The 23,438-nt window shown below is 42.1% G+C and carries 24 protein-coding genes; 3 read left to right on the top strand and 21 right to left on the bottom strand.

The window, feature by feature from the left end:
• Positions 1-16: 16 nt before the first annotated feature.
• The 8 genes from MKZ11_RS04805 to kynU form a co-directional block, all read right to left on the bottom strand.
• Complete coding sequence (locus MKZ11_RS04805) at positions 17-415, bottom strand: type II toxin-antitoxin system death-on-curing family toxin (protein ID WP_340792879.1); 399 nt, start codon at positions 413-415, stop codon at positions 17-19.
• Positions 412-690, bottom strand: coding sequence for an AbrB family transcriptional regulator (locus tag MKZ11_RS04800; RefSeq protein WP_340792878.1), 279 nt, complete (start codon positions 688-690; stop codon positions 412-414). Before MKZ11_RS04800 ends, MKZ11_RS04805 begins: the two co-directional genes overlap by 4 nt.
• A 166-nt stretch (positions 691-856) precedes the next feature.
• Complete coding sequence (locus MKZ11_RS04795) at positions 857-2,167, bottom strand: D-serine ammonia-lyase (RefSeq protein WP_445327025.1); 1,311 nt, start codon at positions 2,165-2,167, stop codon at positions 857-859.
• Between the two features lie 66 nt (positions 2,168-2,233).
• Positions 2,234-3,121 carry a D-alanyl-D-alanine carboxypeptidase family protein gene (locus MKZ11_RS04790; RefSeq protein WP_340792877.1) on the bottom strand — a complete coding sequence of 296 codons (888 nt, stop codon included), beginning with the start codon at positions 3,119-3,121 and terminating at the stop codon, positions 2,234-2,236.
• Positions 3,122-3,240: 119 nt separating this feature from the next.
• Positions 3,241-3,408 carry a hypothetical protein gene (locus MKZ11_RS04785; protein ID WP_340792876.1) on the bottom strand — a complete coding sequence of 56 codons (168 nt, stop codon included), beginning with the start codon at positions 3,406-3,408 and terminating at the stop codon, positions 3,241-3,243.
• Positions 3,409-3,881: 473 nt separating this feature from the next.
• On the bottom strand, positions 3,882-4,700 hold the full coding sequence (kynA, locus tag MKZ11_RS04780; protein WP_340792875.1) for a tryptophan 2,3-dioxygenase: 819 nt from the start codon (positions 4,698-4,700) through the stop codon (positions 3,882-3,884).
• Positions 4,693-5,343: an arylformamidase gene (gene kynB, locus MKZ11_RS04775; protein ID WP_340792874.1), complete on the bottom strand. Its 651-nt coding sequence runs from the start codon at positions 5,341-5,343 to the stop codon at positions 4,693-4,695. Before kynB ends, kynA begins: the two co-directional genes overlap by 8 nt.
• Positions 5,340-6,605: a kynureninase gene (gene kynU / locus MKZ11_RS04770; protein WP_340792873.1), complete on the bottom strand. Its 1,266-nt coding sequence runs from the start codon at positions 6,603-6,605 to the stop codon at positions 5,340-5,342. Before kynU ends, kynB begins: the two co-directional genes overlap by 4 nt.
• A gap of 79 nt (positions 6,606-6,684) precedes the next feature.
• Between kynU and MKZ11_RS04765 the strand changes: the two genes are divergently transcribed.
• Positions 6,685-6,849 carry a hypothetical protein gene (locus MKZ11_RS04765; protein ID WP_340792872.1) on the top strand — a complete coding sequence of 55 codons (165 nt, stop codon included), beginning with the start codon at positions 6,685-6,687 and terminating at the stop codon, positions 6,847-6,849.
• Positions 6,850-6,936: 87 nt separating this feature from the next.
• Positions 6,937-7,101, top strand: a complete 165-nt coding sequence (locus MKZ11_RS04760) for a hypothetical protein (protein WP_340792871.1) — start codon at positions 6,937-6,939, stop codon at positions 7,099-7,101.
• A gap of 203 nt (positions 7,102-7,304) precedes the next feature.
• Here the strand turns inward: MKZ11_RS04760 and MKZ11_RS04755 are convergent, their stop codons facing one another.
• From MKZ11_RS04755 to MKZ11_RS04710, 10 genes are all read right to left on the bottom strand, one after another.
• Positions 7,305-7,493 carry a hypothetical protein gene (locus tag MKZ11_RS04755; RefSeq protein ID WP_340792870.1) on the bottom strand — a complete coding sequence of 63 codons (189 nt, stop codon included), beginning with the start codon at positions 7,491-7,493 and terminating at the stop codon, positions 7,305-7,307.
• Positions 7,490-8,101: a response regulator transcription factor gene (locus MKZ11_RS04750; RefSeq protein WP_340792869.1), complete on the bottom strand. Its 612-nt coding sequence runs from the start codon at positions 8,099-8,101 to the stop codon at positions 7,490-7,492. The genes MKZ11_RS04755 and MKZ11_RS04750 overlap by 4 nt, the downstream gene beginning before the upstream one ends.
• Before the next feature lies 1 nt (position 8,102).
• The gene (locus MKZ11_RS04745; RefSeq protein ID WP_340792868.1) at positions 8,103-9,233 is read right to left on the bottom strand and encodes a sensor histidine kinase; all 1,131 of its coding nucleotides are present in this window, start codon (positions 9,231-9,233) and stop codon (positions 8,103-8,105) included.
• A gap of 350 nt (positions 9,234-9,583) precedes the next feature.
• Positions 9,584-11,074 carry an aldehyde dehydrogenase family protein gene (locus MKZ11_RS04740; RefSeq protein ID WP_340792847.1) on the bottom strand — a complete coding sequence of 497 codons (1,491 nt, stop codon included), beginning with the start codon at positions 11,072-11,074 and terminating at the stop codon, positions 9,584-9,586.
• Between the two features lie 20 nt (positions 11,075-11,094).
• Positions 11,095-11,988 (bottom strand): 4-hydroxy-tetrahydrodipicolinate synthase, encoded by an 894-nt coding sequence (gene dapA / locus MKZ11_RS04735; protein ID WP_340792846.1) that lies wholly within the window; start codon positions 11,986-11,988, stop codon positions 11,095-11,097.
• Between the two features lie 56 nt (positions 11,989-12,044).
• Positions 12,045-13,358, bottom strand: coding sequence for a TRAP transporter large permease (locus tag MKZ11_RS04730; RefSeq protein WP_340792867.1), 1,314 nt, complete (start codon positions 13,356-13,358; stop codon positions 12,045-12,047).
• Complete coding sequence (locus MKZ11_RS04725; RefSeq protein WP_340792866.1) at positions 13,348-13,878, bottom strand: TRAP transporter small permease subunit; 531 nt, start codon at positions 13,876-13,878, stop codon at positions 13,348-13,350. Before MKZ11_RS04725 ends, MKZ11_RS04730 begins: the two co-directional genes overlap by 11 nt.
• A gap of 84 nt (positions 13,879-13,962) precedes the next feature.
• Positions 13,963-15,063 carry a TRAP transporter substrate-binding protein DctP gene (dctP, locus tag MKZ11_RS04720; RefSeq protein WP_340792865.1) on the bottom strand — a complete coding sequence of 367 codons (1,101 nt, stop codon included), beginning with the start codon at positions 15,061-15,063 and terminating at the stop codon, positions 13,963-13,965.
• Positions 15,064-15,364: 301 nt separating this feature from the next.
• Positions 15,365-15,940 carry a helix-turn-helix domain-containing protein gene (locus MKZ11_RS04715; protein ID WP_340792864.1) on the bottom strand — a complete coding sequence of 192 codons (576 nt, stop codon included), beginning with the start codon at positions 15,938-15,940 and terminating at the stop codon, positions 15,365-15,367.
• A gap of 235 nt (positions 15,941-16,175) precedes the next feature.
• Positions 16,176-17,228 carry a fatty acid desaturase gene (locus MKZ11_RS04710; RefSeq protein ID WP_340792863.1) on the bottom strand — a complete coding sequence of 351 codons (1,053 nt, stop codon included), beginning with the start codon at positions 17,226-17,228 and terminating at the stop codon, positions 16,176-16,178.
• Between the two features lie 280 nt (positions 17,229-17,508).
• On the opposite strand from MKZ11_RS04710, the gene MKZ11_RS04705 reads away from it, so the two are divergent.
• Positions 17,509-19,554 carry a prolyl oligopeptidase family serine peptidase gene (locus MKZ11_RS04705; protein ID WP_340792862.1) on the top strand — a complete coding sequence of 682 codons (2,046 nt, stop codon included), beginning with the start codon at positions 17,509-17,511 and terminating at the stop codon, positions 19,552-19,554.
• A gap of 69 nt (positions 19,555-19,623) precedes the next feature.
• Here the strand turns inward: MKZ11_RS04705 and opp4C are convergent, their stop codons facing one another.
• The 3 genes from opp4C to MKZ11_RS04690 all read right to left on the bottom strand — a co-directional run bounded on the left by opp4C (position 19,624) and on the right by MKZ11_RS04690 (position 23,437).
• The gene (gene opp4C, locus MKZ11_RS04700) at positions 19,624-20,526 is read right to left on the bottom strand and encodes an oligopeptide ABC transporter permease (RefSeq protein ID WP_340796914.1); all 903 of its coding nucleotides are present in this window, start codon (positions 20,524-20,526) and stop codon (positions 19,624-19,626) included.
• Between the two features lie 27 nt (positions 20,527-20,553).
• Positions 20,554-21,504 (bottom strand): ABC transporter permease, encoded by a 951-nt coding sequence (locus MKZ11_RS04695; RefSeq protein ID WP_340792861.1) that lies wholly within the window; start codon positions 21,502-21,504, stop codon positions 20,554-20,556.
• Between the two features lie 304 nt (positions 21,505-21,808).
• Positions 21,809-23,437 (bottom strand): peptide-binding protein, encoded by a 1,629-nt coding sequence (locus MKZ11_RS04690; RefSeq protein ID WP_340792860.1) that lies wholly within the window; start codon positions 23,435-23,437, stop codon positions 21,809-21,811.
• Between the last annotated feature and the right edge of the window lies 1 nt (position 23,438).

Here is a 23,438-nt window from a genome sequence, read left to right as displayed (position 1 = left end):
CGGCTCAAAATCATGTTCAATGTTTTTTGGGGGATGAGTTATTTCTAATAAAACTGACGACCTCATCAAATGTATAATTACTTCCAGCTGTCTCGACTACAAAATTGACAACATCCTGTTGCCCAACAATCAAATCATAGCCGTTATACGAGAGAAACTGCCTTACTGCCACAAAGGCAGTCCTTTTATTGGCGTTATGAAAACACTGATTTTGTATAATCGATTCGAATAACGCTGCCGCTTTTGAGATAATGTCTGGATATGGTTCTTTTCCATTTGTATCCTGCATTGGTCTGTTCACTGCCGTGTCGAGCAAAACGGGTTCCTTGATCCCTTTTATCTGCATAGGCGAATAACGTTCCGTTAGAAAGTAATTGAGTGCAATCACTTCTTGAGCTGTCACGTAACGAATCATCGGTCTTTTAATTCCTTTAACGCTGTGTCGTACTTTTCAATTGTTTCATTAAGGACATCAAAAAAATCTTCCGAAATTCCATCAGGATACACTGTGTGCTGTATTCTTCTTAGTATTAACTCGCCTGCCTTCATTTCCACTTGAACATCATCGCCTTTCGTTATTTTTAGATAATCCAGCATTTCACGCGAAAGAGTCATCCCATACGAGTTTCCGATCTGTGTAATTTTTCTTGTTTGAAAACGCGGACTCCCTTGGTCTTCATTCATTACCATATGAGCACCTCCATCTTTAGTTGTTATAATAATTATAATATTATAACAACTCGTTGTAAAGTATTACCTGTTTAAAATCAGACAAAAAACCTCACAGTTCTGTGAGGTTCTTCATGGAGATCAATTATTTCCTTAAAGTTGTCGATTTCCCGGGAAATACATCATTTTATTTCCCAGACATACCGTAATACAAATCCATCTCTGCTTCAGGCACCATACTGCCGCCTGTTCCCCAGACAAGGTGGGTAGCATTTGCAAGAGTAGCATTATTCACATTTTCACGGATGACTTGTACTGGGCCGGTCATCCCCGCGAGTGCAGAAGGCTCAAGTTTAATACGCTCTGTGTCTGTAAGCAATTTCAATAACTTAAACATCGTTTCGTCTCCAATCGTGTAACAGCCCGATAAAAGCGGTTCCATTGTTTTGCCCACGAAACCTGACGCGGTCCCAACTGCAAGACCGTCTGCTGCAGTTTTATTGTCGAGGCCGAAGTCTTGAACAGAAATTTGATCGTGAAGACCAGTCATCATACCCAGCATCATGCACGGGGAATGCGTAGGTTCTGCAAAGAAACAATGAACGGCATCTCCGAATGCAAGTTTTAATCCGAAGGCTACGCCCCCAGGACCGCCGCCTACACCGCAAGGCAGGTAGACGAACAACGGGTTGTCTTTATTGACGACTGTACCGCGAGCTTTTAACTGCGTTGCAACACGCTCTCCAGCCACTGCGTAGCCTAAAAATAAATCAAGTGAGTTTTCATCATCGACGAAATGACAAGATGGATCTGCTTCCGCTTGACGGCGTCCTTCTTCAACGGCCTTACTGTAGTCATCGGCGTATTCGACAACCGTAACGCCTTTTTCACGCAGCATATCCTTTTTCCATTGCTTTGCATCCGCGGACATATGAACAGTGACATTGAAACCTAGTTTGGCACTCATGATTCCAATGCTTAAGCCAAGGTTTCCAGTCGAGCCTACAGCAATTTTATAATTTGCAAACAATTCTTTGAATTCCAGATCCGCAAACTTCGCGTAGTCGTCGGCAGTTGTTATTAAACCGTGTTCGATCGCTACTGTTTCTGCATGTATTAATACTTCGTAAATACCGCCACGCGCTTTGATTGAACCTGATATTGGCAGTGCGTTATCTTCTTTCAGAAGTAGGTTTCCCGGGATTTCGGTTCCGTATTGAACGGCAAGCGCTTCTTTCATGTTCGGAATAGCTGTAATCGGTGATTCAATAATGCCTTTTGTCGCTATTGTTTCCGGGAAAACACGCTCGATATAGGACGCAAATCGTTTAAGACGGTCTGATGCATCTTTGACGTTTTCTGCAGTCACGCCTGTTTTAGGGAGGCCGGTAGATGTTGATTCGACTAGGGGGTTGAGCCAGAGAACTTCTTCACCTGCGATTACTTTCTCGATGAACGGAAGCTTCTCTTTCCATTCATTTACTTGTGCTTTTTCCATCAATTTCATCGCCTCATTTTTTTGAATGTTGTATGAATAGTATAGCATGCAAGGCAGTTCTTGAAGTTAATTCAGCACAAATCTCTCAATCAGTTCTTTTGTCAATTCAAATCTCGGAGTTGTAGTATCTCCCCGTTCTGATTCAACAGCCATCACAACTGAAATTATACGCCGCCCCTCAAAGACACCCGTGCCTGCAAAACAGGAACCTGCCAAATCTGTATAGCCCGTTTTCAATCCGTCGATTCCAGGAAAAGCTTGGGGCATCCCTTCCAACATCAAGTTGGTGCTCCACAATGTGGTCCCATTACCTGTTTTGAAGCTCGTCAGTTTTGTAAAGTCGAGTACTTCGGGATGCTTGGCAATCAGTTTTCGGGCAATGATTGACACATCTTGTGCAGAGGCGAGATTAGTTTCCTCGCGTCCTTTGCCGATATAATCGCCGTCAAGTCCGCTTGCATTGTAAAAAGTCGTTTCTTTCAGACCAAAACTTTTGGCCTGTTTATTCATCAATTCAACAAATGCTTCTTCTGTTCCGCTAATCATTTCAGCCAAAGCCATCGCCGCGTCATTCGCTGAATGGACTGTCATAGCGGTAAATAATTCGTCTACAGTATATGAATGCCCCGGTGTCATTCCGAGTTTTACGGCAGCAGACAGTCCTTTTATTTGTTGAATATAGGCACTTGGCTCGTATGTACTTTCCCACGATAATGTCCCGCTTTTGATAGCGTTGAGCACAAGATACTCTGTCATCAACTTGGACATGCTTGCGATAGGCAACGCTTCTGTACTGTTTTCTTCGTACATCACTTTACCCGTATCCGCATCCAGAAGAATAATTGCTTTCGCTTGAACGCTTAAATCTGCTTTTTCAAAGGTTGTTTCCTTGTTATTCATCACAACTGTGATGCTTAACACGATTATTACTATAACAAAAATCAATTTCTTCATCTTTTTCACGCCTTTTTAGTCTGTTAAGTTCACTAATTTAATACTAAACGCTAAAAATGAAGAATAGCTGAGCATAATCATGAAGAAATTCTTAAGTTTTCACTTCACGTATGCGTTCCCTACAAAAAGCGCCCGATTAACCAAACTATGATTAATACTACTCCGAACGCTAACCAGATAAATGCAAGCAACTTTTCCCTCTTCTTTTTATCTTTCATGTTCCTCGTCAAAAAGCGTACAAAAAATTCTGCCGCAATCGCCAAGACAATGATTAGTATCCAACGCATGCTCAGTCCCCCTTTCTACAGCAGTTTTGGTTTTCTATATTGCGAGTCACAATATGCTAATTCTATCATTCATTTCAGTCGGAAGCGCACAAGCCCGAACGCACACACACCCCCCGTCCCTGCTGAATATGCTACTATAACAACTCAGTAATGGTGGTGCTTCAAATGGTATTAACGTTGAGTCCGCCTATTGATGATTGGTGACCCTATTTTGCAATCATCTATGGGGAAACAAAATTTCAAAAAATTGTTCGCTTTCTGGGTATCTTCGGGTTGTGGCAATGAACCACAGCGGTTCGCGGAGGAGTTCCTACTGTCGGATAGGCAATCAGTTCGACGGGTTTATTGCCGGCATGCCTGCCTCCAATAAGCGAACGGGAAAAATAGATTGGAAGTTACATTGAGGAGGTTACTTGTACGGCCAGATATCAAAAACTCCGCTGACAAATTTCTTGTTGGCGGAGTTTTTCCTATTATAATTTCGTCCGTACATCCCATAGCTCCGGAAAGAACTGATGATCCAAGACCGACTTCAAGTAATTCACACCTGACGAGCCGCCCGTCCCCATCTTGAAGCCGATAATTCGTTCAACTGTTTTCATATGACGGAAGCGCCACTGCTGATGACTGTCTTCAATATCAACGAGTTTCTCTGCTAGCTGATATAAGTTCCAGTGCTCATCAACATTGCGGTATACCTCCAGCCATGCGTCCGCCACCGACGAGTCTCCTTTATATGTAACAGAGAAATCGCGTTTAAGCAGCTCGGGGTTTATTGCAAAGCCGGCTCTCGCAAGCGCACGTATTGCCACATCGTAAATACCCGGTGCGCGGAATGCCGCTTCTAGATCACTTGCAAGTTCGGGATCCTTCTCATAAATCTTCAAGATATGCGATTGCTTATAACCGAGCGCGAACTCAATAAGTCGATTTTGGTACGACTGGAAGCCTGACGCGCGGCCTAAACTGTCCCGGAATTCCATGTATTCTGCAGGTGTCAGTGTCGCCAGCACATCCCACGCCTGGATAATTTGCGTTTGTGTTTTCGACACCCGCGCCAGCATTTTAAACGCTTCCGGCAGTTCGTCTTTTTCAATTAAGTCAATGGCAGTATTGAGCTCATGCAAAATGAGTTTCATCCACAACTCGCTCACTTGATGAATGACAATGAACAGCATTTCATCATGATGGCCGGACAAGCGTTGCTGGCTCGTCAGCAATTTGTCGAGATTCAAATACTCACCATAGGTCATATTGTCTTTAAAATCTGTATGAATCCCTTTTTCAGTCATGGCTGATTTGACCCCCTTCAAGTGATCGCACTACAGCACGAACGGGACTGCCGTCGCCGTCTTTTAACGGAAGTGGCAACGCAATTAGTTCATAATCGCCCGGCTCCACTTCACTGAGCACAATGTTCTCCAAAATCAGCACATCGTTATCATTGAGCGAATGGTGTGCTTCTACCGTCTTGCTCGTTTCCGGATCAACGGATGGTGAGTCGACGCCGATGAGCCGAACCCCTCTCTCCTTCAGAAAAGGACCGATATCCGCACACAAATATGTGAAGTTTTCCGGGAATACATCCGGGTCAGGTCGGCTTCCTGTTTTCAATAAAATCCGTTCTGCCCCACCGAAATCGATTTCCTCCAGATCAGCACGTCCCACACTCTCTTTTCCTGAAACGTCAACTACACGCGCCCGCCCGATATATAAATCAATTGGTAGATCAAGTACTTTCATTCCGTTGTCATCAAAGTGGAACGGTGCATCGATATGCGTTCCCATATGGGTACTTGTCGACAATTTGCCGATATTGACTGAGCCCGTTTCAGCTTTGGTATACGCAACTTCATAAGAAAATGGCGTGTCACCAGGCCATTCGGCGATATTATTTTGAAGTGGTTGTGAAATATCAATCCATTGCCCCGTCATGCGACAACACCTCTTTTATTTTCAAATTTTTCGTAACGTTTTTCATCCATGATTTGTTTTAGTTTCTGCACAGTATGCCAGACGTCTTCGAAAGAATTGTAAAGTGCAACCGGTGCAAGTCGGACACCGTTTGGTGCACGAAAGTCCGGAATTACTCCATCTTCTTTCAACGCTTTGCAAATACGGGCCGCCTCAACATGTTCAAGTAAAATATGACCGCCGCGTGATTCGTCTACCGGGTTCCCAATTGTGAAGTTGTGATTGGACAGTTCCTTTTGAATTAATACCAACATATAGTCCGTCAGCTGAAGTGACTTTTCACGAACGTTTTTAATGCCTACCTCTTCAAACAATTCGAGCGCACCAATGACCGGTGCTAGACTTAGTACGTGAGGCGTTCCGATTTGATAGGCGGCGGCATCCATTGCAGGATCCATCGTATGACTCATATCAAATTGTGATTCTTTTTTTGAACCAAACCAACCCGCTAATCCCGGTGCAGTGCCAAAATGCTTGTCATGAACGAACAATCCCGCGACGGAGCCGGGTCCACCGTTCAAATGCTTATATGTACACCAAAATGCAAAGTCCGCACCCCAGTCGTGCAGCGCATGTTCAACTGCACCGATCGAATGACATAAATCAAAACCGATTGGGATTCCTTTTTCATTCGCAGCTTTCGTGAGTTTCTCCATATCGAGTATTTGCCCACTTCGGTATAAGACTGCTGGCAGTACAATAAGTGCAATATCATCTGTCATCGCCTCGATGATGTCTTCTTCATATAAAAATCTGCTATCTCTGCTTTTCACTTGGACAAGATGTTCATCCGGATTAAAGCCTTTAAGTGCCAGCTGGCTTTTAAGTGCATAAATATCTGAAGGGAAGTTGAGTTCATCGGCAAGAATTTTTGTTTTAGCCCCGGATGGTTTGTAAAATGTCGCGGCCAGCTGATGCAGGTTCGTTGTAGTTGAGCCTGTTGCAATGACCTCGCCACTTGTTCCCCCGACAAGCGGCGCCATTTTTTCACCGACCGACTCCGATAAATAAAACCAAGGATTGTCCCCCTCTGTCCAACCGTCGATGCCAAGTGTTTTCCATGATTCAAGCAAATCATGAAGCGTACGCTCCGCCCGTTTTGAAAATAAACCGAGTGAATTTCCATCCATATAGATCGTGTCTTTTAGTAAATAAAACTCGTCTCTGTATTTTGCGAGGCTATCCTTTTCGTCAAGCCCCTTTGCATAATCGATTCCAAACATACTAGGTTCCCCCCTTGTGTGAAATTTCCGTTATTAGTAAAAGTGTAACATATTCGGGTGGGATGGTGGAGGAGGTTTTTTGGTCGGTTTGGAGTGGGATATGGGCGGTGTGTTGGCGGGTATGAGCGGTTCGACGACGGATAGGAGCAGTCTTCAGCGGGATATGAGCGGTACGACGACGGATAGGAGCGGTCTTCAGCGGGATATGAGCGGTGCGACGACGGTTATGAGCGGGCTTCGGTGAGATAGGAGCGGTTCAATAGCGGTTTGGAGCGGACTTCGGCGGGATAGGAGCGGTACGACGGCGCATAAGAGCGGGCTTCAGCGGGATATGAGCGGTACGACGGCGGTTATGAGCGGGCTTCATTGGGATAGGAGCGGTGCGACGACGGTTATGAGCGGACTTCAGCGGGATAGGAGCGGTTCAATAGCGGTTTGGAGCGGTCTTCGGCGGGATAGGAGCGGTGCGACGACGGTTTGGAGCGGTCTTCGGTGAGATAGGAGCGGTGCGACGACGGATAGGAGCGGTCTTCAGCGGGATAGGAGCGGTTCAATAGCGGTTTGGAGCGGTCTTCGGCGGGATAGAAGCGGTGCGATAGCGCATAGGAGCGGACTTCGGCGGGATAGGAGCGGTTCGATAGCGCATAGGAGCGGACTTCGGTGGGATAGGAGCGGTACGACGACGGATAGGAGCGGTCTTCAGCGGGATGTGAGCGGTGCGATGGCGGATAGGAGCGGTCTGCCAATATATGCCCCATTCAAATAACTATCTCCTCCCATTTCCCACGTCAAAAAGCCGCCGGAAACTTTCTCGCTTCTAGCGGCTTTCATCAAATGAATACTATCCACTTTTGGATCTATTCTAATTATTTTTTGCGGACAAGTCACTTAAACCAGCCCTTCTCCTTAAATCGGGAAATTGCTTCAATCCGGTTACCGACGTCCAGCTTATCCAAAATGGTGGAGATATAATTCCGCACCGTCCCCGGCGTCAAAAACAACTCGCCCGCGATTTCTTTTGTCGTCTTTCCCTCGGCGATTAGCGAGAGTACTTGGGTTTCGCGGTCCGTTAGTGGATTTACCGTTTCATCCCCGTCTCCGTAAGCAATGTCTACAAGTTCCGGTGCGTAAATCCGTCTGCCGTCCATAATCGTCCGGATTGAACTAACAAGCTCCTCGATTGGACTGTCTTTCAACAAATAGCCACGTACGCCCGCTTTTCGAGCTCGTTCAAAATAACCGGTTCTGGCAAATGTCGTCAAAATGATAATTTTACACTCCTCGCCATGGAGAGCTTCCGCTGCGTCAAGTCCCGTCATAAGAGGCATTTCAATGTCCATAATGCAGACATCGGGCTGATGTTCTTTCACCAATGCGACCGCTTCTTCGCCATTTTTCGCCTTGCCGACCACTTCCATATCATCTTCCATATTCAATAATGATCCTAGTGCTCCAAGCATCATCCCTTGATCTTCCGCTATAACAATTCGAATCACGTCAATCACTCTCCATAATATGTTGTATGACCGCAGGAACACGAATCGATAATTTCGTTCCCTCGCCGCCCTCGACACGAAGGCTTCCGTTGACAAACTCAAGACGTTCCCGCATTCCTGTCAAACCATTCCCCGGTGACGTCTCTCCGCCTCTTGCGATTCCAATTCCATCGTCTTCTACATTAATGACAAATTCATTCGGTAAATGATGGAACGAAACACAGCAAGTCGTTCCGAAACTATGTTTCACGACATTTGTCACAGCTTCTTTCAAACACATGCTCATGACACTTTCGACGATCGCCGGGATATTAGCGAATGAAGGATTGCCCTCGATTTTGTACTCCATTTCAGCTGCCTTTAACATTTGCTGAATGCGGATGACTTCATCTTCCAGTTTCGTTGCCCGCATCCCTGCAACTAACTCCCGTACCTCTTTCAGCGCCGTGCTTGCAGTTTGCCTTATATCGCGCAATTCTCTTTCAGCCGCCCTTGGATCACGAGACACCAATTTTCCAGCCAAGTCACTTTTCAAACCAATCAGCGATAACTTTTGACCGAGTGTATCGTGTAAATCCCGGGAAATCCGTTCCCGTTCCTCTAAAATAATCAGCTCAGAAATCCGTTCATTCGCATCTTCTAATTGATCAACCAAGTTTTCACGCTTATTTCGATTGTATAGATTAAACGGCAACAGCACCGTACCAATCACAGTAATGATGATGAAATGGATTTGTGAAATAAACAATTCGAGTTCAATGAAAAAACCTATGACAATCGCAACAACCGTAATTGCAATATGCAGCCCGTATATGATGAAAAATCCAATTGGGTTTCGGATATTACCAATGAAAAACGCAGTGAATATCGATAAGTAAACATACCCGAATAACAGCGTCATTACTACGTTAATCACAATTTCGAAACTGATCCACATATAAACGAGGCCGCTCTTCGATTTGAATGAAAACCGGTACGACAGGAAAAATAATAATACCAATGAAATGCCGATAGCAATTTCGATCGGTGACGATGATCTGAAGATGAAAAAGAATGGAAGAAGACAAAATACTGCCCATGCGTAAATACTGAGCCATGGATTTTTCGGAAAAATACTGTACCAACTCTGCATATATTTGTTTCACCGTCCTGTCTATACTTACCATTGTACCAAATTGGAAGAATAAAAAAACAGCCATCCTCTGAAACGATGGCTGTTTTAAGTATTATTCTGCGTCGAAACTTGTGCGCTTCGGCTTTAAATCAATAGCTGGACACTAGAATATAATTATCCCTATACTATTTTCATTTTAACTACCTCGCATTTTCTGCCGATAGAATGTTCACTTCTTTTAGTATATCCAATAGTAATCTCTCGTTGTCACACTTTTTGGAGGAAACATGTTATTGGTGGAAAGGCATAAAACGTCCTTGAATTTAGATTCCAAAGCCGTTTTTCTATCAGTTAGACTACTGAATCAATTACTGTTTGATGTTCACGAATACACTTTTTACTTCAGTATAGTTCGCCAAACCGTATTCTCCGCCCATTTCACGGCCAATACCGGATTGTTTGTAGCCGCCAAACGGCATTGTCTCGATTTCGATACCAAAGTCGTTGATCCAGACCGTCCCTGCTTGCAATTTCTTTGCAACATAATGGCCCGTTTTGATATTTTCTGTCCAGACGCTCGCTGCAAGCCCATAGATACTATCATTTGCACGTCGGATCACTTCTTCCACCGTATCAAAAACAAAAATGGATAGGACAGGTCCGAAGATTTCCTCTCGCGCAATCGTCATGTCATCTTCTACATCTGCAAAAATTGTCGGTTGCACATAGTAACCTTTATCGAACGCTTTGCTGCCACCTGCGACAAGACGTGCACCTTCCGCTTTTCCTTTTTCGATATAGTCGAGAACCGTCTGTTGCTGTTTTGCTGAAACGAGTGGACCCATTTCCGTTTCCGAATCCATGCCAGGTCCGAGCTTCAGCGCATTTGCACGTTCGACTAACTCATTCACTACGCGGTCATAATGCGACCGGTGAACGAAGACGCGTGTACAAGCGCTACAGTTTTGTCCATGGTTATACATCGTGCCGTTAAATGCCCCTTCAATGGCTTCTTCAAGGTCGGCATCTTCCAGGATGATGCTCGGCGATTTTCCGCCAAGCTCAAGGGTAACGCCTTTGAGCTGATCAGCCGCTTTTCGCATAATGCCTTTTCCGACAGCCGTTGAGCCCGTAAATGCAACTTTATCCACATCCTTATGCCCAACAATCGCATCTCCGGCAACTCGACCGGCGCCAGGTATAACGTTGACAACACCGTTAGGGAATCCGGCATCTTTGAATAGCTTTGCCACATATAGAAGAGATAGTGGCGTTTCACTTGCAGGCTTGATGACGACCGTACAGCCGACCGCAAGTGCCGAGCCGAGCTTCCAAGCAGCCATCGCTAGCGGGAAGTTCCAAGGAATAATTTGTCCAACAACACCAACAGCTTCGTGTACGGTGTAATTCAAGTAATCCTTGGACACAGGGATTGTTTGTCCGACCATTTTCGTCGCCCAGCCCGCGTAGTATCTGAAATGCTGAACCGTGCCATCCACATCATCTGCTAGCGCTACTGCATAAGGCTTGCCGTTATCCAGTGCTTCCAGTTGCGCAAGCTCTTCACGGTGTTCTTCCAATAAATCTGCAAACTTATAGATAAGATGAGAACGTTCAGCTGTCTCCATCTTCGTCCATTCACCTTCATCAAACGCTTTTCTCGCAGCGGCAACCGCTATATCAACATCTTCTGCTTGCGCTTCACTTACTTGCACGATCACTTCTTCGGTCGCCGGATTAATGACATCGAATGTTTTCCCGCTAATTGCTGGTACATATTCCCCGTCAATATAAAGCCCTTTGACGCCTTGCAAAAATTCCTGCACTTTTGGTTTCAGTTTATAGTCTGTTGCTTCCATTCGTTTTCCACCTCCACTTCTTAGTTAGTGACCGTTTCCAAGCTTTGTAGAAGTTCTTTCAATTTCGCTTCTTCCTCTTCGTTAAGCGGAAGTCTCGGTCTGCGGCATGGTCCGCCCGCTAACCCTTGCAGATCCATTGCTCTTTTAACGATTTGAACGTATTTTCCGGACCCTTCAAGAAATTCGCAAAGCGGCAGAAGTCTATCATAAAGTGCCCAAGCCTGGTCCAATTCATTATTTTGAACATGGTTGTACATGTCCGTCACAAGGCGTGGTGCAATGTTCCCCGATACAGAAATCCATCCCGTTGCACCGACAAGTAGCGATTCGATTGCAAGGTCCTCAGATCCGCAGAATACTTTAATGAAACCTGCGCCCTGTCGGGCAATATCACGCGCTTTGCCGATGCCACCGCTTGATTCTTTAATATGCGTAATGTTTTCAACGTCACGTCCGACTTTTAGAATCGTTTCCGTGCTAATGTCGACGCCCGATGTAAATGGGTTATTGTAAATCATCACCGGGAATTTAACAGATTCTGCAACAGCCTTGAAGTGTTCATAGATTTCGTTCTCTTTCGGGTGTGAATAATACGAGTTGATCAGCAATGAAGCGTCCGCACCAGCCTGTTCAGCCTGTTGTGTAAATTCAATCGCATCTGCTGTCGTTTCGGCCGCCGTACCAACTATCAATGGAATTCGACCGTTGACTTGTGCAACTGCTACTTCAACTGCTTTATAGCGCTCTTCCCTTGTCAAGCTGACGAATTCGCCCGTACTGCCGTTAATTGTAAGACCTGTCACACCCGCATTGATGAAATGCTCGATGTTATTTTTGAATCCTTCCCAATCGATTTCCCTTTCATTGATCATTGGTGTAATTAGTACTGGGAATACCCCTTCAAGTTTTACCATAATAAATTCCTCCTATGTTTTATATTTTTGTTTATAAATTAAACTAACGGTTTCCACTATTTTTTTAATAGTTCAGGAATCCATAGGGCTAACCCTGGGAAAAGAATAAATATTATAGCAGCTATAAGCTGCAATACAATAAATGGTAATGTTGCTTTATAAATTCTCTCAATTGGAATCTTGTCACTAACTGCACTCTTCAAATAGAATATTGCAAATCCAAACGGCGGTGTTAAGTAAGCTAGTTGTAAAACAACCATAAAGACAATCCCCCACCACAACGGATCAAAGCCGGCATCGGCAATTAGTGGAGAAATAATAGGTGCGGCTAACATAATTAAGGCCATTGTTTCTAAAAACATTCCCAAAATGATTATAAATATTAAAGAGAATACAAGTACGCCCCATTTTCCACCCGGTGCAGATTGGGCCATATCTGACACTAATCGATTTCCACCTACTCCTGAGAATACCGAACTAAAGCATGCTGCCCCAGCAAGTATCCAACCGACCATTCCTGACATTTTAAGTGTTTCATATAGAGCGGACATGAACCCTTTCAAATTAAGTCTTTTAGTAATTAAACTAATAACTAATGTCCCTAAAACCCCTACAGCGGCACCCTCGGTAGGAGTAGCAGTTCCTGTAAATATTGTTCCTAATACAATAAAAATTAAAAGCATGGGAAGAATTATTGATTTTAATGCGACAACCTTTTCATTCAACGTTGCCCTTTTTTCCTTTTCAAGAGCTGGCGCTAAATCTTTTTGAAGAAAAGAACGTACTAAAATATAGATAACAAACAAGCTAGCAAGAAAAACTCCCGTTCCCAATCCACCAGCAAAAAGACTTGTAACAGAAACACCGGTTATCGCACCGTAAACTACCATATTTAAGCTTGGGGGTATTAACTGACCTAGGGTACCGCCAGCCATAACAGCACCTAGACTTAAATTTTCCTGGTATTTATATTTCAACATTTGAGGTAAAGCAATTAAGCCTAATCCAATTACACCAGCAGCAACTACACCTGATATTGCACCAATAATTGCTCCAACAATAATAGTTGCAATGGCCAAACCACCTCGTAAACCACCAGACCATTTATAAACTGCATCATATAGATCAGCAATTATATTTGACTTTTCCAATAGTATTGACATAAATATAAATAACGGAATTGCAATAAGTGTGAAGTTATTCATCACACCCCAGACGGCACTAGTTAAGAGACTTGTACTTTGTATCCCCCATAAAAAGTAAGCAAATACAAGGCCCGTAAAACTTAAAGAAAAAGCGATTGGAACCCCTAAAAAAAGCAATAAAAGCAAAACAATAAACATGATTATCGGTGCATATTCAAGTAACATCTTCATTTTCCTTTCCCAGGAGTTCAAGAATTTCATTGGCTAGTTGCCTAATTGCCTGCAAAAGAACTAATATGGCAGAAAGAGGAATGAACCACCTAAACCACCAAATTGGAGGGTTAAATGAACTTTGATGGGAAGAGTGTTCATTAATTAATGTAGAACTTAACGCAGAATTGTATCCCTGCCAAGCCATAAACAGGCAAACAATAATTATTATTGTCGATGAGAATATTTTCAAAATAACTTGAGCCTTTGCCGGCAGTAGTCTTGGAATAACGTCAACAGATATATGCCCATTTACGCGGAGGACCTCTGCACCAGCAATCATGATGCCAATCCCATATAGAAAGATTGGTACTTCAAATCCCCAGTCTGGTGCACTTGAAAAAAATTTTCTCATTATAATGGTGTAACATATAACAAGCGTTAGCGGTATGATTAAAAAGCTCACGATTTTCCCCGACCAATAAGATATTTTATCTATTGCCCTAAGAATACTTCTCATTTTACTCTTCACCACTTCTCATTTGATTTACTCTTATTGATGATATAGTTCTTCACCTTATTCAGGTGGTTAAAAAACAAGGCAAAGCTTTAGTTATAACTATTTTTTATACCCCAGTTTTCCCGCATCTTCTTCATATCCCAAATCATATAAAACTTGTGCATAGGCATTAATATATTCTTCACTTGCAGCACTTTCTTTTTTGTATTCGAGTAGTAAATCAAAAGCAACTTTCCGCATTTTTGTTACTTCTTCATCAGGTAACTGAATAATTTCTACACCACTATCCAACCATTCTTGTTTTGCTTTCTGATTTTCAACGCCATAAGCTACTGCCGAATTATATCTCGCCTCATCCCTTGCAGTCATAACAATTGCTTTTAAGTCGTCAGGTAGTGAATCCCACGCTTTAGGATTAACAATTAATTCTTTGTCAGTGCTTGGTCCTACATGCAAGGCAGGTTCGATAACGTATTTTGTTATTTCATTAAGTCCAAGCTCCTTGTTTACTAAAAAGTCATTGTATTCAGCTGCATCTACAGTTCCCAACTGTAATCCGGTATAAATTTCCGGTGCTGATAACGAAATTGCTGATGCACCTAATTTCCCATAATAAATACTAGCAATTCCCGCAGCTCTGATATTTTTACCTTTAAAGTCAGCAACCGAATTAATCGGTACTGTTGAAAGCAATATTTCTTCTGGTGCATAGTCAAATGCACCTAAGTTTTTTATGCCATGTTTTTCATATACTTTACTTATTAACGGCTCCAATTGATCAGAACGATAGAAGTGTTCAGAAAATCCTTGTATTGGATCTCCAGGCATTGTTCCTCCGCCTAGGGCAAAAATAGGATCTTTCCCCGTCCAAAACCCAGTGTAAATGGCAGCCATTTCAACTACACCATCTTTTACGGAATCAAATGTATCTGTAGTAGGAAATAGGTTATCTGCACCGTACGGTTCAATTATCAACCTTCCACCAGATGCTTTCTTGACCGCTTCAACAAATGGTAGAATTGTACCGTCGTACCTTGACGTACCTGGAATTTGATGTGTGACCATTCTCCACTTGTATACCTTTCCATCCACTGCCTGTCCTTCTGCATCCCCTTGTGAACAGGCGGATATTAATCCTAGTAGTGTTGCCATGATAAGTATTGATAAAGTTCTACTTTTCTTCCCTCTAAATAACTTCATATTTTCACACCCCACTCAACTGTTTTTAGTACTAAATAGACATTTTTCAAATTTAATTTAATTTTAACTTATTCTCCTCAACTTAAATAATTTCACCTCCACTTCAATTTATTCACAAAAAAACAATTCCGATTAAATGAACAGTCAATTCTGAAAACCGTTATTCTCATTCCAATTATAATCGGATTTACGTCAATGTCAACAATAATTAATAGACAGTTTCGAATTGATTGATACTTTAACCCGACGTGAAAATTGGATTTTTAGCGCAATCGTTTAATACAAGCCATTCCAGTATTTTTTAAATCCTATCAAATTTGCTTATCGTACTACTATTAATTGATGCCACTACAATTAATAAATTTACCAGCTCATTAGAATTATTAAACCAGGTATGCGGAGTCGTTGATTCGATATGTAGACTATCTCCTGGATATAAAAAGTGCTCTTTGTCATCTAATATGACCGTCAAAGTTCCTTCTAAAACGTATAAAAACTCTTGACCTTCATGTGAATAAGGCTTTATTTGCGTTTCACCTGGTAATAGTGTCGCAATAATTGGTTCAAATAATGGGTTTTGAAAACTCCCGGCTAAACTTGAAAAGTTAAATTTGGCATTTTGATACCTACGGCTTTCACGTTTTTCTTTCCTTATAATGCTGACTCTTTGTGCATTCTGTAAATTAAAAAAATAACTTACATTTACTCCAAGCGCCTCCGATATTTTCTTAAGCGACGTCAATGTGACTGAACTTATAGAACGTTCTACTTGCGATAAAAAGCTAATAGACAGACCACTTTTTTTAGACACGTCATTTAATGTCATCCTTTTTTTCAGTCTTAAATCTTTAATACTAACTCCCAATCCGTCCTCCACTAAAATCCCTCCTAATCTTCTGTATATTCAATACCTTGTATAATTAGATTATCACATTTCATGTCGTCATGATTAAATTTCGATTCATTTCGAGCAACGACTAATTTTTTGGGCTGAACGGAAGCGCCAAAAGCGGATTTTCACGTCGTTGCTGCGACCAACCAAGATTTAAGAGAGTTCATTTGTACGGGGATAAAAAAAACAGCCATCCCTTAAGAGATGACTGTTTCCATTATTATTCTGCGTCGAAACTTGTGCGTTTCGGCTTTAAATCAATTGAGGGGCGTGCTGACTTAATCATATGCTTCACGTCTTTAAACGCGATAAATCTTTTCTTCTCCGGATCATATAAACGGTAGCGGATTGACGACAAACTTTCTTTGATTGTAATTGTAGTTGCTACATGAAGAGGTGGTGTCGATTCATGCGCCATTTCCAAATTGTAGTTCGGAACACGCGGTGACAAGTGATGGACATGATGGAAACCGATATTTCCTGTCGCCCACTGCAATACACGCGGTAGTTTGTAGTATGAACTACCATCAATAGCTGCTTTCACATAATCCCACTCCGATTCCTCTTCGAAATAAGAGTCTTCAAATGTATGTTGGATGTAGAACAACCAAATACCAAGTGCTCCTGCAACGAACATGATCGTTCCTTGTACGATAAGGAATGCCTGCCAACCGACAAGCATAATCATGCCGGTGTACAAAACAACCAGTACTGCGTTTGTCAAATACGTATTGTTGCGTTCTTTTTTACGTGCATCTTTACGGTTGAAACGGCTTGAGATAAGTACAAGGAAAAGCGGTCCGAAACCGAACATAACAATCGGGTTACGGTATAAACGGTAAGCAAAACGCTGCCATTTTGAAGCTTCAACATACTCTTCAACCGTCATGACCCAGATATCACCCGTGCCGCGTTTGTCGAGATTTGAGCTTGTTGCGTGATGAATTGAGTGTTCGCGTTTCCATTTTTCATATGCAAACAGTGTAAGGACACCAGTAATGGTACCTACAATATCATTTGTTTTTTTGTTTTTGAAGAATGAACCATGCGTGCAATCGTGGAAGATGATGAATGTCCGAATGACAAATCCTGCTGCAATCACAGAAATTCCAAGGGTTAGCCAGATAGATACTGACAGACTTTGGTAAGCTAAAAACCAAAGGATTAGAAACGGCGGGACTGTATTGACAAGTTGTATAATACTTTTCTTTTTATCCGACTTCGCAAAAGGGGCAACGTCTTTGTGCAACTGCTTTGTTTTTTCTTTAGACATGTTGTGTTATCCTCCTTCAATCTGATGTTCTTTTTCTGATTCACTACCTTGAATCTAATGATAAAGAACTTTCTGATTTCACAGAAGACATATGTGTCATGATTTTCAATATGACATGTGTCACTTATTGTGAATTCATTCACAATGAATGCATTTCCTCCCATTTGAAAAGCCAGTCTTTTATTTTCGTATTTCCTATATATCGGCACATAACTTGCATGTATTTATAGGTGTAAAGAATTTTCACGCCTATAAATACAAACAAAGGAGCGTTAACGGAATGAAAAGTGAAAAAGAAAAACAAATTGTTACAGATAACTATCATGGCACTATTGTTAAAGATCCTTTCAGATGGTTGGAAGATGATAAGAGTACAGAAACAAAAATATGGGATGAGCAACAAACCGCTAACACACAATCTTATTTCAAAACAATTCCTGAAAGAAAAGAGCTAAAAGAAAAGCTAACAAAACATTGGAATTATGAAAAGTATTTCGTTCCCCAAAAAGAAGGCAATTATTATTACTTCCAAAAAAATGACGGCCTGCAAAATCAGCCTGTATTTTATCGTGCAAAAACACTTTCAGATGCCTCGCCAGAAGTCATGATCGATCCAAACGCATTGAATCCAGATGGAACAACGGCTATAACACACATTTCCTTTAACAAAGAAGGAAATCTAATGGCATATGCACTTTCAGAGAATGGCAGCGACTGGCAAGAAATAAAAATCCGTAACATGGACAATGGCATGGAATATCCGGAAATCATTTCACGCTGTAAATTCAGCAGTCTTGCCTGGATTGAAAATGGAACCGGCTTCTATTACAGCCGCTACCCCGAATTTGGTGCTGTAGATTCCGTCGATGAAAGTAATTATAACCGACTTTATTTCCATGACGTGGGCACGCCCGAAACCGAAGACAAACTAATTCATGAAAGTACGGACGACAAAGAGCTCGCATTCGCCGCTATCATTTCAGACGACTATAACTATCTTTTGCTTGAATCATGGAAAGGAACAGAAAACAAAAACCGGCTTTATTATCGACCGATTGCGAGCGAAGGTGAATTTATCCCCCTAGCCGCTGCAGGAGATGCCTATTATTCATTCATTGGAAATAAAGGCACTACTTTTTATATCTATACCAATAAGGATTCAGCGAACGGGAAAATAGTTGCCATTGATATTAACCAGCCTGAAGAAAAAGATTGGCAGGAAATTATTCCTGAACAAGAGGGTGTCATGTCATTCACTAAACTGATGGATGATCAATTAGCGATAACCTATCTGAAGCACGCCAAAGACTTCATCAAGTTATATAATCTATCCGGAGTGCTCATCCGTAAACTGGATCTTCCTGATATGATTACGGTGACAAACATCACCACAAATAAAGAACAAAAAGAAATGTTCATTAGTTACACTTCTTACTTAAGCCCGACGACAGTTGCACGCTATAATTTCACGACAAATTGCCTCGAGACTGTCTTTTCTTCGCAGGGAGCGCTGGATAGTTCGGCTTTTGAAACAAAGCAATATTTTTACCCTTCAAATGACGGGACGAACATACCTATGTTTATCATCCATAAAAAAGATCTCAAGTTAACTGGAGATAATCCTGTACTGTTATACGGTTACGGTGGATTCAACATCAGCATAACACCCTCCTACTCTGCATCCAATGCGATGTTTATCGAAGATGGGGGTATCTATGCCGTAGCTAACATCAGGGGCGGCGGAGAGTATGGAGAAGATTGGCATCAAGCTGGAACATTTGATAGGAAACAACAAGTATTCAATGATTTCATCGCAGCGGCTGAATGGTTGATCAGCAACGATTATACGAGCCCTTCCAAATTGGCCATTATGGGCGGAAGTAATGGCGGCCTATTGGTTTCAGCTTGTATGAACCAACGACCCGACTTATTTAGTGTAGTCATTTGCCAAGTGCCTGTAACTGACATGCTCAGATATCAGCACTTCACTGTTGGACGATTTTGGACATCAGAATTCGGTAATGCGGAAAAGAACGCAGAACACTTTAAAACAATTTATGCCTATTCACCGCTTCATAATATTTCACCCAATCAAACATATCCCGCCACATTAATCACAACTGGAGATACGGATGATCGGGTTGTACCGCTTCATTCGAAAAAGTATGCAGCGACCCTGCAAGAAGCTCAAATTGGTGAAGCACCCATCCTCCTCAGAATTGAAAAAGATGCCGGTCATGGACTGGGTAAGCCGACAGTAAAAATCATTGAAGAACATACGGACATTTATACGTTCCTTTATAAAGGATTAGATATGTTCTCATAATAAGTGCATGAAGAAGACCATTCTCAAAATGAAATTCATTTTGAGAATGGTCTTCTTTCGCTTACTATTTCATTCACTTATTTTAGGATCAAATGCATCGCGTAATCCATCACCTATAAAGTTAAATGCCAGTACAGTAATCAGAATCATAAAGCCTGGGAATAGAGGGTACCACCATGCGCCAAGCATGATTTGAGGATTTTGGGCACTTTGCAGCATATTCCCCCAACTCGGAATCGGCGGTTGAATACCGAGTCCAAGATAACTTAGGGCGGCTTCCCCTAAAATGACCCCTCCAATACCAAGTGTTGCAGAAACAATAATCGGCCCCATTGCATTAGGCAAAATATGAGAAAATATGATCTTGACGTTCCGGATTCCTAATGTTCTTGCCGCCAATACAAATTCAGCCGAACGAAGGGATAAAAATTCCCCCCGCACTAAACGGGCGGTTCCAGTCCAGCCAAATATTGCAAATACGCTGATAAGCGTCATTAGGCTTGGTTCAAATATAGTAACAAGTGTAATGAGTAAGAACAGTGAGGGGAATGAGATGACAGCATCTACAATTCGCATAAGAACCGCGTCAAGCTTGCCGCCGTAATAACCTGCTACCGCCCCGATTACCGTGCCGATAAAAATTGAACCCGCCACGGAAACAAAGCCTACAAGCAAGGAGACTCTCGCCCCGTAAAGCAATCGACTCAATGTGTCACGCCCTAAAGTATCTGCACCTAAAATGTACTTTTCTCCTGGCGGACTAAGTTTATCCAGCAAAACTTGTTTACTAGGATCTTGCGGCGCTATCCAAGGAGCAAATATGGCACAGCCGATAATAATAAACAGCAAAAATGCACCAATGACAGCTAGTTTGTTTTTCATGAACTTGCGCAACATGACTTTCCAAATCGATTCGTGAATATAATCTTGTGTTCCATCTATAAGCAATGGCTCATTCGCCGTTGGATTCATTCCTGGTGGTGTCACTTCTTTCCCCTCCTAATACTCAATTCGCGGATCGAATATAGCGTAAAGTATATCTGCAATTAAGTTTCCGATTACGACCAAGGACGCTGCAATTACAACTACCGCCATTATTACTGGATAATCCCGTTGAAATGCGGCTTCTACAAAAAGCAAACCAATTCCGGGCCATGCAAAAATACTTTCTATTATGACAGATCCTCCAATAAATGACGGCAACATTAACCCAAGAATTGTAATGATCGGGATTAGTCCATTACGAAGGCCATGCTTAAAAATAACTGTCATATTGCGGAAACCATTCGCTTTAGCTGTACGAATATAATCCTGCCGCAATACTTCCAACATACTCGAACGGGAGTATCTCGTTAATCCTGCCATATCTGCGGTCGCAAGTACAAACGCCGGAAGTATTAAATGATGAATGCGATCCCACAGGCTGAAAGGTTCTCCAAGAGTCGAGACACCACCCGTCGGAAACCAGCCCATATGAACAGACATAAACATAATCAAGACAAGACCTATCCAAAAGTTTGGTGTTGCAATTCCTAAAAAGGATACAAATGTAATCGAATAATCAGTCAAAGAGTTACGTTTAGTCGCTGAGATGACGCCAAGTGGAATGGAAATAAGAAAAGCAATGACAGATGACACGACCATTAATATCAAGGTATTTGGAAGCCGGGCCACAATCAGTTCGCTAACAGGTACACCCTGCCGAATCAATGATTCCCCAAAATTTCCTTGCGCCATATTTCCCAGCCACCTAACGTACTGAACTATGACGTTATCATTTAAACCATAGGCTTCTTTATAAGCGGCTAAATTTTCCTGTTTGATCATGGGATCCATCATTAACGCCGTAGGATCTCCCGGTGCCATCTGCATCATGGCAAATGAAATGATTGTTATAATAAAAAGTAATGGGATAGCCATTAACGTTCTTCTTACTATATATGTAGTCATTTTCAGTCCGCTCCTTCTTATAATTTTTCGTTGACTGGGGCTTTCTGAATATCCAATGGATAAAATACTATATATGTTGAAATAAAGAATCCCATTGAATTTGCTACGGCGCTATGGGATGCCTCCCGCCCTAAGCCACCTTCGCTCAGTTTATATAAGTATTCATTTGTTCAACATATATAGAAACCATTTCCACTTTAAAAATATGAGTTCATCCATACAATTGATTTAGTAATAATGCGAACACCTCCAGTTGTATACTTGAGATGTTCGCTTTTTATGATAGGGATTTTATTTTAAATAATTATTCGATGTACCATTCATGTATGTTGTAGTAAGTGTTGGACGCATTATATGAAGGTCCGTGAAGACTCGGTGCATTTGCTAAACTGCCCTCCACATAGTATAAGAATGTATTCGGCTGATCCTCGGCAACAATTGCATCCGCTTCGGCGATGATTCTTTTTCTTTCATCTAGGTCGGATACTTTTGTATTTTCAGACAGTAGTTCATCAACTTTCTTATTGGAATAACCACTGTAATTCAAGCCGTTTTCAATTTCGGATGTATGCCAGAACCACGTTGGGTCCGGGTCGCTGCCGATAGACCAACCTGCTACGATAGCGTCAAAGTTCCAAAGCGGCGGACTTGTTTGTTCTACATAGGCACTCCATTCAAGTACTTCAATCGAAACTTTAATACCAATTTCGTTCAGTTGCTGCTGAACAACTTCTGCAATTTGCTGACGAACTTCATTTGCCGATGTCGTTTTCAATACAAATTCAAAGTTCTTACCGTCCTTCTCCAAAACGCCCGTAGAATTCGGTTCCCACCCAGCTTCTTTCAACATTTCCTTCGCAACCTCTGGATCGTACTCGAACTTCGGAACATCTGGATTAAATGCCCAGTTTGCAGGGCTTCCGGGACCATCTGCAACAGTGCCTGCTCCATCCAATAAAGCCTCTACGATGGATGCCTTATCAATGGCATGCGTTAATGCTTGGCGCACCATTTTGTCTTGGAACAATTCATTTCTTAAGTTATAACCGATAAATTCAAAAGCATTGGCAGGTCCAGAAGATACTACTATCTTCCCTTTTTCCTCCAACCTTTTGGCGGTTTCGATATATTGTGGAGAAATGCCCATCATATTAATATCGCCAACTTCCAACTGAGCCATCAGCGTATTCATATCAGGGACAATTTTGTAAATAATACCATCCAATTTTGGTTTTCCAAGGAAATAGTCATCATTCGCTACAAGTTCAATATACTCTCCCTCTTTCCATTCTTTAAATTTGAATGGACCCGTTCCAATCGGTTCTTTTGTATTGAATTTGTCCTTGCCAAGATCCGCAATAGGAACATCTCCGAGAATATGCTCCGGCAATACTTCAAATTGTGCCGTAATCGTAATGAATGGTGCGTATGGTTCAGAAAGGACAAACTCTACTGTATAATCATCAACTTTATTTATTTCATCAATAATTTCAAACGGCAGCCCCCGTGGTCCGACGTAACCTTCATTCAATGGAATGCCATAAGAAAATACAACATCATCCGCATTAAAATCTTCCCCATCATGCCATTTAACACTTTCCCTCAAATGGAAAGTCCATGTTAGCCCATCATCTGAGAAATCCCAGCTTTCGGCTAGATCTCCTTCGGGATTGAAATCTTCGTCGACTGTAACTAATCCGCTAAACATAAATCCTTCAAGCGTCGAACTTGAAGTATCAGTTGAGTAATATGGATTGAATAATGTCGGAGCAGCTGTCGTACCTAGCATTAATTTACCGCCTGAAGCTGCGTCTTTTTCTGTTTGGTTACCGTCCTTTTGGTCACTCTTGTCTTTAACTTCTCCGTCCGAACATGCAGAAACTATAAGCATTAATATGAAAACAACTGCTAGTAAAATTCTTTTTTTCAACATA

Origin of the sequence: Sporosarcina sp. FSL K6-1508 (assembly GCF_038007465.1) — a bacterium.
Lineage (GTDB): Bacteria > Bacillota > Bacilli > Bacillales_A > Planococcaceae > Sporosarcina > Sporosarcina psychrophila_B.
This window is presented reverse-complemented; position numbering and strand designations above follow the sequence as displayed.